This is a genomic window from Geoalkalibacter ferrihydriticus DSM 17813 (assembly GCF_000820505.1).
Taxonomy (GTDB): domain Bacteria; phylum Desulfobacterota; class Desulfuromonadia; order Desulfuromonadales; family Geoalkalibacteraceae; genus Geoalkalibacter; species Geoalkalibacter ferrihydriticus.
The window spans coordinates 235,446-250,813 of sequence record NZ_JWJD01000002.1 but is presented as its reverse complement, the minus strand read 5'-3'; the positions used below and the strand labels follow the sequence as shown (position 1 = coordinate 250,813).

Below are 15,368 nucleotides of genomic sequence, written 5' to 3'. Positions count from 1 at the left end.
AATGCATTCCGTGGCCAAAATTTTCCCAGGCATCGGCACTCTGATCGTTGCGCTTGCCGTCCTTTGCGGCGGCTGGTTTCTTCCCCCCGGTGTCAATGCCCAGGAAGGCGCAACGCCTAATGGAGATCTTAACCGCGTGGTCGCCGTCACCATCGATGCCGACCCGCAGGCGCCTCGCGTCAACATCCAGACCGAGCGTCCGGTGGGATTTCGCTACACGGTTTACGATTCGAGCGAACCTTTGCGGATTGTCATCGATTTTCCGCGCATGGATGTTTCGGATATTTCTTCGCCACTACCGGTCAATGTCGGACCCATTCGTGAAATTCGCGTGGTCTCGTTTGATCTCACCATGGGCAAGCTGGGGCGCATTGAAATTCTCGTCGATGACAAGGTCGATTATTCCGTCGACATTGAGGGCAACAGCTTTTCCCTGAGCTTCTCACCTGACACCACGGCCGATGTGCCTGCGCCGACTCTTGTCGCACCTGCACCTGCACCTGCACCTGCACCAGCACCAGCACCTGCACCTGCACCTGCACCTGTTGCGACAACCCCGCCACCTGCGCCGGTTCCCGCTGAAGTGTCACCATTGACGCCGCGCCGTGCTGAAGGCGTAAGCGCGACCTTGGTCAACCGGGTCGAGGTCGAGGAGGGCAAGATCGCTATTGCCACCGACGGCGCGATTGATCGCTACCGCTATTTCAATCTTGGCTCGCCACCGCGCATGGTCCTGGATGTGTTCGGCGTCAGACCTGCTTTCCGTGAGCGTGCTATGGACGGGGCGGCCGGTTTTGACCGCGTACGTATCGGTACCTATGAAGACAAGACACGCTTTGTGTTCGACGCAGGCGGTGCCGATCTGCCCGCTTATGAGGTTCATGAGGTCGACCAGGGTCTGGTTGTGAGCTGGCACGCCGGCATGCCCGCACCCAGAGCGGCGGCGCCCGCACCTGAAGCGCGCGTTGTCGACACCCCGCCGCGCCCCGCTCCGGCCCCCGCGCCGCGCCCGGTTGCGGAACCTCGCGCCGTTCCTGCTCCTGCTCCTGCTCCTGCTCCTGCTCCTGCTCCTGCTCCTGCTCCTGCTCCTGCTCCTGCTCCTGTGACGCGGCTGATGCAAGCGCCAGTGGCTGTTGAGGACATTGAGTTTAAAATTGAGGGGGACAAGTCGCTGTTTATAGTGACTCTCTCCGGACCGGCTCAGATCAGCCCGCCCATGGAGCGGGGCAATGTGGTGCTGTTTGGTTTCGATAACGGCTCCATCAGCCGTGCTCACCGGCGGGTTATCGACACCTCGGCTTTCCCCAGTGCATTGGAGATGGTGACGCCGTACACGGTCAATCGCGGTTCGGTTCAAGATGTACGCTTTGCCGCGCGCCTCAAGGGCGATGTCTCTTACCACCTGCGTGAGGTGGGCAATCAGCTGATTTTTGAAGTGCAAAACAATTCTTTCGGCGAGGTCGCCCCGGCACCGGTGAAAGTCGCGTTGCCACCCAGCGTGACTGCGCCGGCAGCGATGCAGACGGTGGCTCCGCGGGTTGCTCCGGCGCCCACTGCCGCCCCTCCCGCTGTAACTGCTCCCACCGAACCCGGGCCGCGGTACACCGGCCAGCGGATTTCCCTGGTTTTCGATAATGCCGATGTGCGCAATCTTCTGCAATTGATTGCGGAGGTGAGCAACCTCAATATCATCGCCGGCGAAGAGGTCAGGGGCAATATCAGCATTCGCCTGATCGACGTTCCTTGGGATCAGGCACTTGAAGTTATTCTCGATATCCGTCAGTTGGGAATGCTGCGCGAGGGCAATGTGGTGCGCATTCTGCCTAAATCACGCATTCGTGAAATGGAAGATGCCGAGTTGACTGCAGCGCGCAGCAGGCAGGAGCTTCAAGCCCTGACCACCGAGGTTTTCAGCGTCAGCTACACGAACCTGGCGAATATCGCGGTACCTGTACGTGAACTTATGTCCGACCGGGGTCGCCTTACTCAGGACGAGCGGAACAAAAAGATCATCATCCGCGATATCCCCGGTGTGATGGAAGATATCCGCAAACTGATCGGTATCCTTGATACGCCTGAGCGTCAGGTCATGATCGAGGCGCGCATCGTCGAGGCCAGCTCCGACTTCACCCGCGACCTCGGCGTCAACTGGGGCATCTCCTATCAAAACCCAGGCAGCACCCTTGATTCGTTCAATGTGGGGATGGGCGGCAACTTTCTGGTCGGCTTGCCGTCGCCTGGTTCCGCGGCAACCTCAGCCGGCCTGGGAGCCGGTATTCAGTTCGGCGAGCTCGGCGTCGACCGCACCGTGGTCGACCTGCGCCTCAGTGCCCTTGAATCCTCCGGCAAGGGAAGAATCATCTCCCGGCCACGCGTCACCACGCTTAACGGCCAGGAGGCGGTCATCACCCAGGGCACCACCATTCCTTACCAGACTTCAGGTGCCGACGGGCCACGCACCGAGTTCGTCGACGCCGTTCTTGAACTCAAGGTGGTGCCGGTGATTAATCCCGACAACAGCATCATCATGGAAATAACCGCCAGCAACAGCGCCCCCGGCGAAAGCTTCACCACGGCCGACCTGCCGGGTATCAACAAGAAGGAAGCCAAAACCAAGGTGCTTGTCTTCGACGGCGACACCACGGTTATTGGCGGTATCTTCGTCGAGGATGATCGTCACTCCGAATCCGGCGTTCCTTTCCTCATGCGGATTCCCGTTCTCGGTCATGCTTTCAAGTCGACCAACGTGACCAAGCGTCGTTCCGAATTGTTGATTTTTATCACGCCGCGGATTCTGGAGTAGCATTTCAACGCACCAGATCAGATATTTTAGTGAGAATGAAAAGGACAGGTTTTTCAACCTGTCCTTTTCTGCTATGATGCGCGCGTAAACTGTCAGGGATGCTCATGGTTGCTGAAGACGCCGAAAGCAAACGTCATATTTTTCTCACCGGCTTCATGGGCGCCGGAAAAACGACCGTGGGGCAGGCTCTGGCCGAAAGGTTGGGGTGGGAATTCGTTGATCTCGATCGTGCCATTGAAAAGCGGGTGGGGCTGAGCATTCCGGAGATCTTCGCGCAGCAGGGTGAGGATATCTTCCGCCATGAAGAAACCCGGAGCCTGCAATTGCTCGATGACGGCCCCGGCAAAGTTGTCGCGACCGGTGGTGGAATTGTCGGGCGCGAAGAAAACCGCCGGCTCCTGAGTCGCCTGGGCAAGGTAGTTTTTCTCGATCTGCCCTGGCACGTCCTGCAACCCCGGCTGCAAGCACAAGGCGGGCGACCGCTGGCCACGGGCGCCCAGGGTTGGGAGCCGGTGCGGCGGCTGTATGAAATGCGCCAGCCATATTACCGCCAGGCAGATTTACGCATTGAATGCAGCGGTTTGTCGCCATGGCAAATTGTGACGCGGATCGTGGAGATGTTAAATCTTTGCCCTGAGGATCCAGCATGAAGACCCTTACCGTCGGCCTTGGCGAACGTAGCTACCCCATTACCATCGGCAGCGGTATATTGCCCGCCCTGGGGGAATCTCTGCGCGCGGTGGCTTTTCCGCGAAAGGTTGCGGTCGTGACCAATCCGACCGTCAGTGCTCTCTATGGAGCTGCTGTTCTTGATACGCTGCGCGAGGCGGGATTCCACGCGGCGCAAATAAGTGTTCCCGATGGCGAGGCGTTCAAGAATCTCGATACCCTCAATACGCTATTCGACGAACTGATCGCGCGCGGATACGATCGCGGCAGCGGTATTCTGGCCCTCGGTGGTGGTGTGATCGGCGATCTGGCCGGGTTTGCCGCGGCCGTCTATTTGCGCGGCATCCCCTTTGCGCAGGTGCCGACGACGCTCCTTTCTCAGGTCGACAGTTCCGTCGGCGGAAAAACCGGAGTCAATCATCGTCTGGGCAAAAATCTCATCGGCGCCTTCTATCAGCCCCGCCATGTCCATATCGACGTAAATACCCTGAGCACTCTGCCTCCGCGCGAATTTCGCTCCGGACTGGCCGAGGTGGTGAAATACGGGGTGGTGCGCGATGCGGATTTTTTTGCCTGGCTGGAAAGGGAGCATGCCGCCCTGCTCGCCCTTGAGGCCCCGGCTTTGGTCGAAGCGGTGAGGATTTCTTGCCAAATCAAGGCGGATATTGTAGAAATTGACGAGAAAGAAGGGGGCTTGCGGGCCATTCTCAATTACGGCCACACCCTTGGGCATGCGGCGGAATTGTTGGCGGGCTACGGAACCCTGCGTCACGGTGAGGCGGTGGCCATGGGTATGGTGGCGGCCGCGGCGATTGCCGCGGATCTCGGCCTGGCCTCCGAACCGGATCGGCTGCGCATCGAAGATCTGCTTCGGGCCTTGGATTTGCCGGTGCGTCTTCCGGCTTTTGCTCCCGCTGTCTACCTTGATGCCCTGACCCGCGACAAAAAAGTCAAAGAGGGCGTTTTGCAAATGGTTCTCAATCGCGGCATCGGCGACTGTGTGCTGCATAGCGTCGCGCATCCCGACCGGATCATTCCGCCCATCCTGGAAAAATACTGTGAAAAGGCCACGGCATGACTGCCAAAACCGCGCAAGACACATCTTTGAAAGAATTGGCTCAGGCCGCAGTCACGCTGGTTCGTGATCCGGATGCCGACAAATGGCGCAAGCTGACCGATCTCCTGCAAGAGGCGGGATGTCATGCCGAAGCTCTTGACTTGGCGCGTGTCGGTTTGATGCGGTTTCCGCAGGAGGCGCCTCTGGCCTTGACGGCTGCGCGTCTGCTTGTCGAAGCCAAGGATCCGGCTGGTGCCGTCGATGCCCTGGAACTGTGCCTGAAGCAGGATCCCCCGGACCCCGAGGCGCTTTGGTTGTCTGCGGATCTGCATCACCGCCTGGGACATCCGGCGCAGGCGCGCACCTGCCTGGAGCGGCTGCTGGATGTGCAGCCCGAGCATGAGGCCGCGCGCGATCTTCTCGCGACGCTGAAGGTCAAGACGCCGACTCCTGGTTCCGGTCAAACGGCCAAGCGCTCGATCACGACGCCGACCCTGGCCGAAATTTACGTCAAGCAGGGTTATCTAAGCAAGGCGATCCAGGTTTATCAGGAAATTCTTCTGGATGACCCGGAAAATGTGTTGGCAAAAGAGCGACTTGGCGAATTGCAGGCCGCGACGGTCCCACCGGTGGTCGACACATCTCTTCAAGCGAAAAGCCAGCAAGTTGTTGCCGATATTTCCCCCGCCATTCCGGCTGAAAACCTTAAGGATGCCGGCATTTCAGTGAGCACTGAGCCTGCCTCTCTCGCCGCCAAGGCGCCTGCCGTCGAGACGCCGTCGATGGAGCAGCGCCTGCTTGGCGTCTTTGACAATTGGCTGACTGCCATCAGCAAAAGGAGAGCCCATGTTCGCTGAGGTTCTTCGTTCCCTGGTCGAACAAACCTCCGGGGGGGTCGGAGCGGTGGTCATGGGTTATGACGGCATCGCTGTCGACCAGTATTTGCGTCCCATCGACGACATCGACCTCGGTCTGGTGGCGGTGGAGTATGCCAACATCCTTAAAGAGATCAAAAATGCCGCTGAAATTCTCCAAACCGGAGAGCTTGAGGAGGTGTCCATTCTCTCTGGGGGATATCAGGTCCTGATCCGGATTCTGTCCGACGAATACTTCGTCGGTTTGATGCTCAGGCGCGAAGGCAATGCCGGCAAAGGCCGCTTTCTCCTCATGCGCGAAGCGCCGGGCCTGCGCGCTCAGTTGGTGTGAGACGATATGAAAATTCTGGTTCTCAATGGTCCCAATCTCAATCTTCTCGGCGTGCGCGAGCCCGGCATTTACGGCAGTCAATCCCTGGATGATATTCTTGCGGCACTGGGCCGTATCGCCGAGGACCTCGGCGTTGCACTCTCCAGCCTGCAATCCAATCACGAAGGGGTGCTCATCGACCGTATTCATCAGGCACGCAGTGAGTCGGTGCAGGGCATCATCCTCAATCCCGGTGGGTTGACTCATACGAGCGTTGCCTTGCGCGATGCGATTTCCGCTGTAGGCATCGATACGGTTGAGGTCCATCTGTCCAATGTGCATGCGCGTGAGGAATTCCGTCGGCATTCCCTGATCGCGCCTGTCGCTCTCGGCCAGATTAGCGGATTCGGCGCTCAGGGATATGAACTGGCGTTGCGGGCGCTGGCCGGGCGCCGCAAATAAATTTTTGCCGACAAAGGCCCTTTCATGCTAGAAACCAGAGCCCGGAATGCGCAGCAGTTGATCCAGGCGGATCATCTCGACGCCATCCTGTTTTGCAGCCTGCCTAATCTTCGCTATTTCAGCGGCTTCACCGGAACCGATGGGGTTGTGGTGGTGACCGCGTCCGCGGTTTTTTTTCTGTGTGATTCCCGTTATATCACGCAGTCGCGCACTCAGGTCGCGGCGGATGAGATACGCGAATACAAGATCAAGCTCGACGGCGTTCTTGGGCTGTTGCAGGAACTCGGCTGTCGCCGGGTGGGCTTTGAGGCCGATATCCTGCCTTATTCCGTCTGGGAGAAATTCAAGGAAACGGGCGGCGATATCCACTGGGTGCCCCTGACGCGGCAATTGGCGGCACTGCGCGGGCGCAAAGGCGCAGATGAACTGGAGTTTCTGGACCGAGCTGCCCGGCTCAACGCCGAGGCTCTCGACGAGGTGTTGCCCCTCATCCGCCCCGGGGCGCGCGAATGCGACATCGCTTTTGAGCTCGAACTCGCCTTACGGCGACGCGGCGGCGAAGAAAAAGCCTTCGATTTTATCGTCGCTTCAGGAGAGCGTGGCGCCATGCCGCATGGCGTTGCTTCGGAGAAGCTGTTGCAGGCCGGCGAATTGGTGACCGTCGACTTCGGTACCCGCGTCGGCGGCTATCACTCCGATGAAACACTGACCTTCGCCCTGGGCGAGGTTTCCCCGCGCCTGCGCGAAATTTACGCGTGCGTGCTGGAAGCTCATGATCGCGCCGTTGAAGCCATTCGACCCGGTCGGTCGCTGCGCGATATCGATGCCGTGGCGCGCGATTATATTGCAGATCGTGGTTTCGGCGATTATTTCGGCCACGGTCTCGGCCATGGTGTCGGTCTTGAGGTACACGAGTTTCCCACCGCTTCTCCCCGCTCTGAGGATTGGGTGGAAGAGGGGATGGTTTTTACCGTTGAGCCCGGCATCTATATCCCGGGGCTGGGCGGGGTACGGATTGAAGATACCATCGTCGTTACCAGTGAAGGCTGCCGAAGGATTACGCAAATTCCCAAGGATTTCAAAGTCCTGCAGGTCTGACCGGCTGTTTTCGGGACCGAAGTTGCATCGCCCCTGCCAGGGGCTTAATCTCTCCAGGAGGAAAGCTGAATGGAAATCAAAGATCTCAAAACTCTTATAAAAATGGTCACTGAAACCGATATCACCGAATTTGAGATGGAAAACGCCGACGAAAAAATTCTCATCAAGCGCGGGAAAAATCAGGAAATCATCCACGTCTCTTCCCCGGCCGCGCCCCAGTACATGCACGCGCCGCCGGCTGCCGCGCCTGCTGCAGCACCTGCCGCCCCTGCCGCGGCTCCTGCTGAAACCGCCAAGCCTCTCAGCGACAAGTACGAAACCATTACCTCGCCCATCGTCGGCACCCTCTATCGCGCCCCCGCCCCCGATGCCGATCCTTATATCGAAGTCGGTTCGGTGGTGGACAAAGGCCAGGTGTTCTGCATCGTCGAAGCCATGAAGCTGATGAACGAAATTGAAGCCGAATTCAAATGCAAGGTGGTGGAGATTCTCAAGGAGAATGCTCAACCGGTTGAATTCGGTGATCCTTTGTTTCTGGTTGAGCGTCTTTGATACCCGGTGAAGGGTGAGGTGCATGTCGCCGATCACTGATCACGGATCACTCGTCACGGGAGTCCACCATGTTCAATAAGATTCTGATTGCCAATCGCGGAGAGATCGCCATCCGCGTTATTCGTGCCTGTAAGGAACTGGGCATCAAAACCGTCGCGGTTCACTCGGATGTGGACAGCGAGTCGCTGCACGTCAAACTGGCCGACGAAAGCATCTGCATCGGGCCTGCGCCCAGCACCAAGAGCTATCTCAACATCAAGGCCATCATCAGTGCCGCTGAAGTCACCGACGCCAGCGCCATTCACCCCGGATACGGCTTTCTCTCCGAAAATGCTGAATTTGCCGAGATCTGCGCCCAGTGCGGCCTGACCTTCATCGGCCCCAGCCCTGAGAGCATGCGTCTGATGGGGGATAAAATCAGCGCCCGCCAGACGGTGACCAAGGCCGGGGTGCCGATCTTGCCGGGAACCACCGAAGGTGTCATGAACGCCGAGGAGGCGAAGAAAATCGCCGCCCAGATCGGCTATCCGGTCATCATCAAGGCCACCGCCGGCGGCGGCGGACGCGGCATGAAGGTGGTCCATTCACCGGCATCCTTGCCCAATGCGTTTGCCACCGCGCGCGCCGAAGCTCAGAGCGGCTTCGGCAATCCCGAAGTCTACATCGAAAAGTACTGTGAGCGTCCGCGGCATGTCGAAATTCAGATCATGGCCGACAAGCACGGCAACGTCATTCATCTCGGCGAGCGCGACTGCTCCATTCAACGTCGGCACCAGAAGCTGATCGAAGAGGCCCCCTGTCCCGTACTCAGCGAAGATCTGCGTCAGAGAATGGGGAAATGCGCGGTGGACGCGGCCAAGGCCGTCGATTATTCCAGCGTCGGCACCGTTGAATTTCTTCTTGATCAGGACAAGAGCTTTTATTTCATGGAAATGAACACGCGGGTGCAGGTCGAGCACCCCGTGACCGAAATGGTCACCGGCATCGACATCATCAAAGAGCAGATTCGTATTGCCGCCGGCCACCCCTTGCGTTTTCGGCAGGAGGACATTCAGATTCGCGGCCATGCCATCGAATGTCGCATCAATGCCGAAGATCCGGAAAAGTTCACGCCCTTTCCGGGCAAGATCGTCGGCTACCATCCGCCCGGCGGGTTGGGAGTGCGTGTCGACAGCGGCGTTTACGACCAGTACAAGGTGCTGCCCCATTATGATTCCATGATCGCCAAACTCATCGTGCACGCCGAAACACGGGAAGAGGCCATCAAGAAGATGTCTACGGCGCTTGACGAATACATCATCGAGGGCATCAAAACCACCATCTCTTTCCATCAGAAAGTCATGCGCAGCAAGGAATTCATTGAAGGTGATGTGGATACGGGATTCCTGGAACGCGTCATTCTCTAATCATTGTTTTCTATCAAGGCCGGCTTACCCCGGCCTTTTTTCATGGGGAATCCATGGATCGCTGGCGTTTGCTCCGTACCTCACCGGCAAACGGAGCCTGGAACATGGCGGTGGACGAGGCCCTGCTCGAATCGGTTGCGGCCGGCCGTTGTCCGCCGTTGCTGCGCCTTTACCGCTGGCAACCAGCCGCTGTGAGTCTCGGCTACGCCCAACGGGGCACGGATCAGGTCAATCTGACGGCCTGCCGTCGTCAGGGTGTCGAGGTGGTGCGGCGCATCACCGGTGGACGTGCGGTGCTGCATCAGCATGAACTGACCTATGCCGTGGTGGCGCCGGAACAAGGGGGCGTTTTTTCCGGCGGTGTCCTGGAAAATTACCGCGTCATCGCTGCTCCTCTGCTGGCCCTGTTTGCCCGGTTGGGCATCGACGGGCGTCTGGTGTCGGGCCGAAGCCGCTTTCATGGGGCGCAGGCCGATGGTGCCTCCAGCGTCTGTTTTAGCGTTCCATCGAGCTATGAGATCCTCTGCGCGGGCCGCAAACTCACCGGCGGCGCCCAGAAACGCCAGGGCGGTGCTTTTTTGCAGCATGGCTCCATTCCGCTGGATCTCGACCTCGAACGGCTCTGGGACCTTCTCAACCCCGAAGATGCCAAACCTCGCTCCGTCGCCCTGCGCCACCTGGAACAGAGCGTCGGTTGGATCAATCGCTGGCACCATCCGCCCCTCAACATAGACTCGCTTGAAACGCTCTTTGTAGAAAGCTTTGCCGCCGTCCTCGGGCTGACTCTGGAAGACTCTGATCTCAGTCCCGTGGAACTGGCCCGCGCCCAGGAGTTGGTTGCGACGCGCTATGGCTGTGAGTCGTGGAATTTGCGCGGCCTGACCTGATCCTCTTTTTTTTTTGGATTTTGAAAAATTCGGCGTTGCGCGGTATGATCTGCCGTTGAAAAATAACTTGAGAAAGCAAAGGCGATGACTATGGTCCGGGCCGGTCTGCTCGTTGCGGCGATATTTCTGGTGATATCCTTCGCTCCCGTTTTGGGCGCCGAGGAGCCGCGACAAATTGATCTGAAAACCCTGGTGCGCATGGCGCTGGAGGAAAACCTCGACATCCAGGCGCAGACCTATGACACTCGTGCCGGTGAGGCGGCTCTGCGCGGCGCCTACGGGATTTACGATCCAAGGGTCGAGGGTGGTGTGAGTGAAGGCCGTAATCGCTCCTTTACAAACTTAGAATTTCTCAGTACCGAGCCAATTACGCGTACAAGGTTTCGTGACACCGATCTGGCAATTGGTCAAAAAATACCCCTCGGCACGGATTTAATCGCTTCCTGGAGGACGCGCAGAGAATACAGCAGCAATGATCTTCTGCTGGTTAATCCCGCCTACCAGGGTGAACTGCGTTTCAGTCTGGTGCAACCGCTCCTGCGCGATTTCGGCCGCACCGTCACCGAGCAGGACATCCTGTTCGCCGCCAAGGATCTGGAAGTTTCCGTGCAGGATTTGCGCGAAAGGGCGTTTGACGTCATCGCCCAGGTGCGCAACGCCTGGATCGAGGCGTTGCAACTACGCCAAGATATGGAATACCGGCGCACTTCGGTGGAGTTGGCCAAAACAATTCTGGGAGAAAACCGCGCCCGCGTCGATGCCGGCGTTTTGCCTCCCATTGAAAATCTTGAGGCGGAGGTTGGTTTGCGCCAGCGCGAGCGTGATTTCCTCGATGTCCAACGCGCCTACTTCGATGCTCTCGATGTGCTCGCCCAACTCATCAACGCCCCCGATCCCGTCGCACCACAAGATGTCGCGCTAGAGCGGCCGCAGGTGCATTTTGACGAAGAAACAGGCTATGCCGCGGCGGTGGAGAAGCGTCCCGACCTTATGCGCCGGCTGCGCCAACTGGAACGGCTCGACATTTCCCGGCAGGTGGCACGCAACCAGACTCTGCCACGGGTCGACGTGCAGGCCAGCTATGCCCGCCTCTCCCTGGAAGAGGAATTCGGCCAATCCGTCGACGGTTTGACCAGCGACGATCTGGAGAACTGGGAAATCGGCGTGCGTTTAAGCTATCCCCTTGGCAACCGCGAGGCGCGCAACGCGTTGCAGCGCGCCGATCTGCAGCTCAAGGGCGAGCAGGCGCGCCTGGCGCAACTCAAGGAAGAGGCGCGCCGTGAAATCCGCGCGGCTCTGCGTCTTATCGACGTCAGCGATAAAAAAATTGAAGCGGCGCGCAGCGGCCGCCGCCTGGCCGAGGAAAAGCTGCGCACGCTTCTCAAGCGCAAGGAAGTCGGTTTGGCCACCACCCGCGACGTGCTCGAAGGGGAGGACGATCTGGCCGCCGCGCGCTTCGATGAGAGTGCTGCCCTGGCCGATTACAACCGCGCCATCACCGATTATCTGCGCGTCAGCGGTCTGCTGCTGGAGGAAGAGCGGATCCGCTTTGTCGCGCCCGTGTCCGCGCGCCAGGATCGCCCCTTGCTGGGAGTCGCCGCGCCGTGAGCCTCATTGTCGGTCAGATCAGCTACCTCAACTGCGCGCCTTTTTTTCATCACCTGGCTAATACCGGATTTGGTGGGGAATTGGTCAAGGGCGTACCCTCCACGCTCAATCGTCTGCTGCACGAGGGACGGATCGACGTCTGCCCATCGTCTTCCTTTGAATACGGCGCTCACTGGCAGGATTATCTTCTGTTGCCGGGCCTTTCCATCAGTTCTCTGGGCCCGGTGCAAAGTGTACTGCTGTTTTCTCCCTGTCCCCTTGAAGAGCTTGATGATCGCGATATTGCCCTGACCGGCGAATCGGCGACTTCGGTTAATTTGTTGCGTGTTCTGCTGTGGGAATTCTACGGCGTGACCGGGGCACGTTTTCAGGTCGGCGAAACCTCGGTTGAAGAGCAGATAGCCCGGGGCCGACCCGCTTTGCTCATCGGGGACCGCGCTTTGCGCGGCGCGCGACGCTTTCTTGGCGCTTGTCGGATTTATGACTTGGGTGAGCTCTGGTTCAAAAAAACCGGTCTGCCTTTTGTCTTCGCTTTGTGGATTTTGCGCCGCGAAGCGGCAATGCGCAAACGCGACCAACTCATCGCTTTAACCGAGCAACTCGAACATTCTCTGGAACAGGCCTTCTCTTGCCTCGAGGAAATGGCACTGACTGTGCCGGAAAACACCTGGTTTGAACCGGCGGATATCTGCGCTTATTGGCGCTGCATGTCTTATGGACTGGATGCAAAACACCTGAAGGGGCTTGATCTTTACTTCCGCCTCTGCCACCAACATGGCCTGATCGAAACTCGGCCTGAGATGGAATTTTTTTCAAACGGAATTGATTTTGATGTCAAAGGCGTCATTTTTGCATGAACGGTTGCGTGGCAAACGGAAGATCCCGTGCGCTCAACTGGAATCGATTTTTCTTTTCCTGGAGAACTCATAATAATTCCAAGGTTTCATAACTTTGCTTAAAAGGCTAAAAGGGTATAGGTGTTTGTACCAATTAAACAATCCGCATTTCAAGGAGGGTTTCAAGTGAGGAAGCAATTTTGGGGTTGGTTAGTGCCTTTTTTTGTCACCCTTTCGCTGATAGTGGCGGGATGCGGAGAAATCGACTCAAGTTCAGATGGTTCAAATCCGGGACTGGGAGGTGATGACGAACCTGTTGTCACGAATCCTGCGGTAGCGACCTTGGGCATTAGCGCAAGTAAGTTTACCGTCAATACCAACACCTCAGATATTGTGACCCTAACTGTTATTGCGAAAAATTCCGGCAATGCCGCGGTTTCAAATGCGCCGATCAGTTTGTCCGCGTCGGCCGGTCTGCTCAGTGCGAGCTTGGTAACAACCAATGAGGCCGGAGAAGCGCAGGTCACCTTCCGAGCCGGAGATGAAAAGCGAGTGCAGGTGGCTTCTATTACCGCGTCTTCGGGCGGTACAAGTCGTGAAATCCCAATTTCTATCGTTGGGACCACTCTCAATCTTCAAACCAATAAGTCATCCATTTCAGCCGATGGGATCGACGCGGCCACACTGTCTGGTTCCGCTGCGGACGCCGGTGGGCAGCCTGTTCGCGGTGCTCAGGTGACGCTTACGTCAAAACTTGGAAATGTTCTGACCGCTCCCGGCGGTTCTCCTTCAGGGAACAGCATCACTTTTAACACCAGCAGCACAACGGGAAATTTCACGGCAACCCTTTCCGGCACGGTTACGGGTGAGGACGTTGTCACCATCGCCGGCCTCGGAGTTGAGAGATCCGTTTCCATTAACGTTTCCAATGAGACCTTTGGGTTTATTTCGCCGACCTCCGATGCGATCTATGCCACGGGAACGACCGGGATTGAGCTTGCCGTTCGTTGGCTCGATGATCAAGGTGCGCCGGTCAATGGTGGGAACCTCAATTTTGTCGCCATGGCCGGCACTTTTTCCGCCAGCGGCACCTCTGCGGTTACTGCTACGACAAACGCTCAGGGTGAGACGACGGTTTTATTCAATGCCCCGAACAACGCTGCACCCGTTACGATCCAAGTCAGTGCTTCGGGCGGCTTTAGTGATTCGATTGTTTTAGACGTTCGAGCCCAGAATCCCAATCGAATCGACCTCCAAGCCTTTCCCACGGCGATTGCTCCAAGTGTCGGGGATGTTTCCTCAACGTCAACCATTCGTGCCACGGTTCGCGATCAATTCAATCAAGCTGTTCAGGGCAAACTGGTGACTTTTCAACTCGTAGACGGACCCGGTGGAGGGGAAACTCTCACACCAATCACTGTTCTCACCGATGAGTCCGGCATGGCAGCCACTACTTTTATTAGCGGTGGGGCGACTTCTGCGCAAAACGGCGTCGTAATTCGAGCAACGGTGGAAGGATTGGATGGTGTTCTTGGCGAAACCCGATTGACGATTGGTCAGCAGACAGCCCAAATTGTATTCGGTATGACCAATGTCATATCGGTTGAACAGAGCAATGGCTTCCCTGTCGCTTATGCACTTCCCGTGACGGTTCTAGTTACGGACAATAACGGCAATGCCATGGCTGATCAGAACGTGAATCTCGGAATTTACCCGCGCTTTTTTCATACAGGTATCTGGCTGGATAACAACACTAACTTGTCGACGGGATTTTTCGCCAACGAAGACAGAAACCGTAACGGCATTCTCGATGAAGACGAGGATGGTGCCATCGGCTACTTGTATACCACCTTCATCTTTGATGACTCAGGAAGTGTCATCGGTGTAACGGATCGTGTTCCTGCATACTACCTTGATGCAGGCCAGTATCAGCTTATGGACCCAGCCGATGAGCCTCTGCCCCCGCTTGGTAATGCCGACCCAGACCTGAACGGGCGCCTTGACCCGGGCAATGTCGCCAGTATTCCGCTATCCGTGACGACGGATGAAAACGGGCTTGCCGCCTTTCAGGTGGTCTACCCTAAATCCTACGGTGGATGGGTGAATGTTGAATTGCAAGCCGGCACGACTGTTTCGGGTAGCGAGGCTCAGGCAATTTTCAATACGGGCCTGGGCTACTTACTCAACGATACCCCCCGTATCCCTTCACCGTTCGGCACGGGGTGGTTGACTGAGCCCTGATGAGGTTTTTACGGGGAACGTCCATGAAGGCTTTCAGTGCATATTACTGGTAGAAATTAGAGGCTGCCTCGAAAGTCTCCCAGGATCTCCGCATGATCAAAACACAACGGCGCGGGCAGGGCATCAAGATCGAAGAGCCCGGCCCGCGCCGCGTCGTCTCCACCTTGCAGCGTCCCTTTGCCTTCGGCAATAAACACCATCGATATATTATGCTGCCGCGGATCGCGGTTCGGGTCGGAATAGGCGCGGAATTGGCGCATATTGTTCAGGTCCAGCCCCGTTTCCTCCTTGGCCTCGCGCCTCGCCGCGTCTTCCAGGCTTTCCCCGTAATCGACAAAGCCGCCCGGTAAGGCCCAGCCCAGAGGCTGATTTTTGCGCTCGATAAGCACGATCTTATTATCGACGCAAATGATGATGTCGACCGTGGGGAAAGGATTGCGAAAGGTTTTCACGATGGCTCCGCACTTGGGGCATTGCAGGTTTTCGCCGGCCATGATTTTTTTCCTCGACAGGTTAGAATTATGGGTTTTTGATTGACACACCAAAGCCAATCTGTTTCATAAT

14 protein-coding genes are annotated in these 15,368 nt (G+C 57.5%); 13 read left to right on the top strand and 1 reads right to left on the bottom strand.

Features of this window, described 5'->3' with window-relative positions:
* The first annotated feature begins 1 nt into the window (after nt 1).
* From pilQ to GFER_RS07290, 13 genes are all read left to right on the top strand, one after another.
* Nucleotides 2-2,803 carry a type IV pilus secretin family protein gene (gene pilQ, locus GFER_RS07350; protein WP_052446136.1) on the top strand — a complete coding sequence of 934 codons (2,802 nt, stop codon included), beginning with the start codon at nt 2-4 and terminating at the stop codon, nt 2,801-2,803.
* Between the two features lie 104 nt (nt 2,804-2,907).
* A complete protein-coding gene (locus GFER_RS07345) occupies nt 2,908-3,453 on the top strand; it encodes a shikimate kinase (RefSeq protein WP_040097978.1) in 546 nt (181 codons plus the stop codon).
* On the top strand, nt 3,450-4,550 hold the full coding sequence (gene aroB, locus GFER_RS07340) for a 3-dehydroquinate synthase (RefSeq protein ID WP_040097975.1): 1,101 nt from the start codon (nt 3,450-3,452) through the stop codon (nt 4,548-4,550). The genes GFER_RS07345 and aroB overlap by 4 nt, the downstream gene beginning before the upstream one ends.
* A complete protein-coding gene (locus GFER_RS07335) occupies nt 4,547-5,386 on the top strand; it encodes a tetratricopeptide repeat protein (RefSeq protein ID WP_040097974.1) in 840 nt (279 codons plus the stop codon). Before aroB ends, GFER_RS07335 begins: the two co-directional genes overlap by 4 nt.
* Nucleotides 5,376-5,735 (top strand): roadblock/LC7 domain-containing protein, encoded by a 360-nt coding sequence (locus GFER_RS07330; protein WP_040097972.1) that lies wholly within the window; start codon nt 5,376-5,378, stop codon nt 5,733-5,735. The genes GFER_RS07335 and GFER_RS07330 overlap by 11 nt, the downstream gene beginning before the upstream one ends.
* A 6-nt stretch (nt 5,736-5,741) precedes the next feature.
* The gene (gene aroQ / locus GFER_RS07325) at nt 5,742-6,176 is read left to right on the top strand and encodes a type II 3-dehydroquinate dehydratase (protein ID WP_040097970.1); all 435 of its coding nucleotides are present in this window, start codon (nt 5,742-5,744) and stop codon (nt 6,174-6,176) included.
* A 24-nt stretch (nt 6,177-6,200) separates the two neighbouring features.
* Nucleotides 6,201-7,274 carry a M24 family metallopeptidase gene (locus tag GFER_RS07320; RefSeq protein ID WP_040097968.1) on the top strand — a complete coding sequence of 358 codons (1,074 nt, stop codon included), beginning with the start codon at nt 6,201-6,203 and terminating at the stop codon, nt 7,272-7,274.
* Between the two features lie 69 nt (nt 7,275-7,343).
* Nucleotides 7,344-7,826, top strand: a complete 483-nt coding sequence (gene accB / locus GFER_RS07315) for an acetyl-CoA carboxylase biotin carboxyl carrier protein (protein ID WP_040097966.1) — start codon at nt 7,344-7,346, stop codon at nt 7,824-7,826.
* A 68-nt stretch (nt 7,827-7,894) separates the two neighbouring features.
* A complete protein-coding gene (gene accC / locus GFER_RS07310) occupies nt 7,895-9,232 on the top strand; it encodes an acetyl-CoA carboxylase biotin carboxylase subunit (protein ID WP_040097963.1) in 1,338 nt (445 codons plus the stop codon).
* A gap of 53 nt (nt 9,233-9,285) precedes the next feature.
* Complete coding sequence (locus GFER_RS07305; protein ID WP_040097961.1) at nt 9,286-10,119, top strand: lipoate--protein ligase family protein; 834 nt, start codon at nt 9,286-9,288, stop codon at nt 10,117-10,119.
* 90 nt (nt 10,120-10,209) lie between these two features.
* On the top strand, nt 10,210-11,727 hold the full coding sequence (locus GFER_RS07300) for a TolC family protein (protein ID WP_040097959.1): 1,518 nt from the start codon (nt 10,210-10,212) through the stop codon (nt 11,725-11,727).
* The gene (locus GFER_RS07295; RefSeq protein WP_040097956.1) at nt 11,724-12,584 is read left to right on the top strand and encodes a menaquinone biosynthetic enzyme MqnA/MqnD family protein; all 861 of its coding nucleotides are present in this window, start codon (nt 11,724-11,726) and stop codon (nt 12,582-12,584) included. Before GFER_RS07300 ends, GFER_RS07295 begins: the two co-directional genes overlap by 4 nt.
* A 165-nt stretch (nt 12,585-12,749) precedes the next feature.
* Nucleotides 12,750-14,804 carry an Ig-like domain-containing protein gene (locus GFER_RS07290; RefSeq protein WP_040097953.1) on the top strand — a complete coding sequence of 685 codons (2,055 nt, stop codon included), beginning with the start codon at nt 12,750-12,752 and terminating at the stop codon, nt 14,802-14,804.
* 56 nt (nt 14,805-14,860) lie between these two features.
* Here GFER_RS07290 and GFER_RS07285 read toward each other — a convergent pair whose 3' ends face one another.
* Nucleotides 14,861-15,298 (bottom strand): NUDIX domain-containing protein, encoded by a 438-nt coding sequence (locus GFER_RS07285; RefSeq protein ID WP_040097951.1) that lies wholly within the window; start codon nt 15,296-15,298, stop codon nt 14,861-14,863.
* Nucleotides 15,299-15,368 lie beyond the last annotated feature (70 nt).

What these genes read in the sequence shown, in the direction of transcription:
- GFER_RS07300 (WP_040097959.1), top strand. Translation starts at nt 10,210, where the DNA reads ATGGTCCGGGCCGGTCTGCTCGTTGCGGCGATATTTCTGGTGATATCC.
- GFER_RS07320 (WP_040097968.1), top strand. Translation starts at nt 6,201, where the DNA reads ATGCTAGAAACCAGAGCCCGGAATGCGCAGCAGTTGATCCAGGCGGAT.
- GFER_RS07330 (WP_040097972.1), top strand. Translation starts at nt 5,376, where the DNA reads ATGTTCGCTGAGGTTCTTCGTTCCCTGGTCGAACAAACCTCCGGGGGG.
- GFER_RS07345 (WP_040097978.1), top strand. Translation starts at nt 2,908, where the DNA reads ATGGTTGCTGAAGACGCCGAAAGCAAACGTCATATTTTTCTCACCGGC.
- accB (WP_040097966.1), top strand. Translation starts at nt 7,344, where the DNA reads ATGGAAATCAAAGATCTCAAAACTCTTATAAAAATGGTCACTGAAACC.
- aroB (WP_040097975.1), top strand. Translation starts at nt 3,450, where the DNA reads ATGAAGACCCTTACCGTCGGCCTTGGCGAACGTAGCTACCCCATTACC.
- GFER_RS07335 (WP_040097974.1), top strand. Translation starts at nt 4,547, where the DNA reads ATGACTGCCAAAACCGCGCAAGACACATCTTTGAAAGAATTGGCTCAG.
- GFER_RS07305 (WP_040097961.1), top strand. Translation starts at nt 9,286, where the DNA reads ATGGATCGCTGGCGTTTGCTCCGTACCTCACCGGCAAACGGAGCCTGG.
- accC (WP_040097963.1), top strand. Translation starts at nt 7,895, where the DNA reads ATGTTCAATAAGATTCTGATTGCCAATCGCGGAGAGATCGCCATCCGC.
- pilQ (WP_052446136.1), top strand. Translation starts at nt 2, where the DNA reads ATGCATTCCGTGGCCAAAATTTTCCCAGGCATCGGCACTCTGATCGTT.
- aroQ (WP_040097970.1), top strand. Translation starts at nt 5,742, where the DNA reads ATGAAAATTCTGGTTCTCAATGGTCCCAATCTCAATCTTCTCGGCGTG.
- GFER_RS07285 (WP_040097951.1), bottom strand. Translation starts at nt 15,298, where the DNA reads ATGGCCGGCGAAAACCTGCAATGCCCCAAGTGCGGAGCCATCGTGAAA.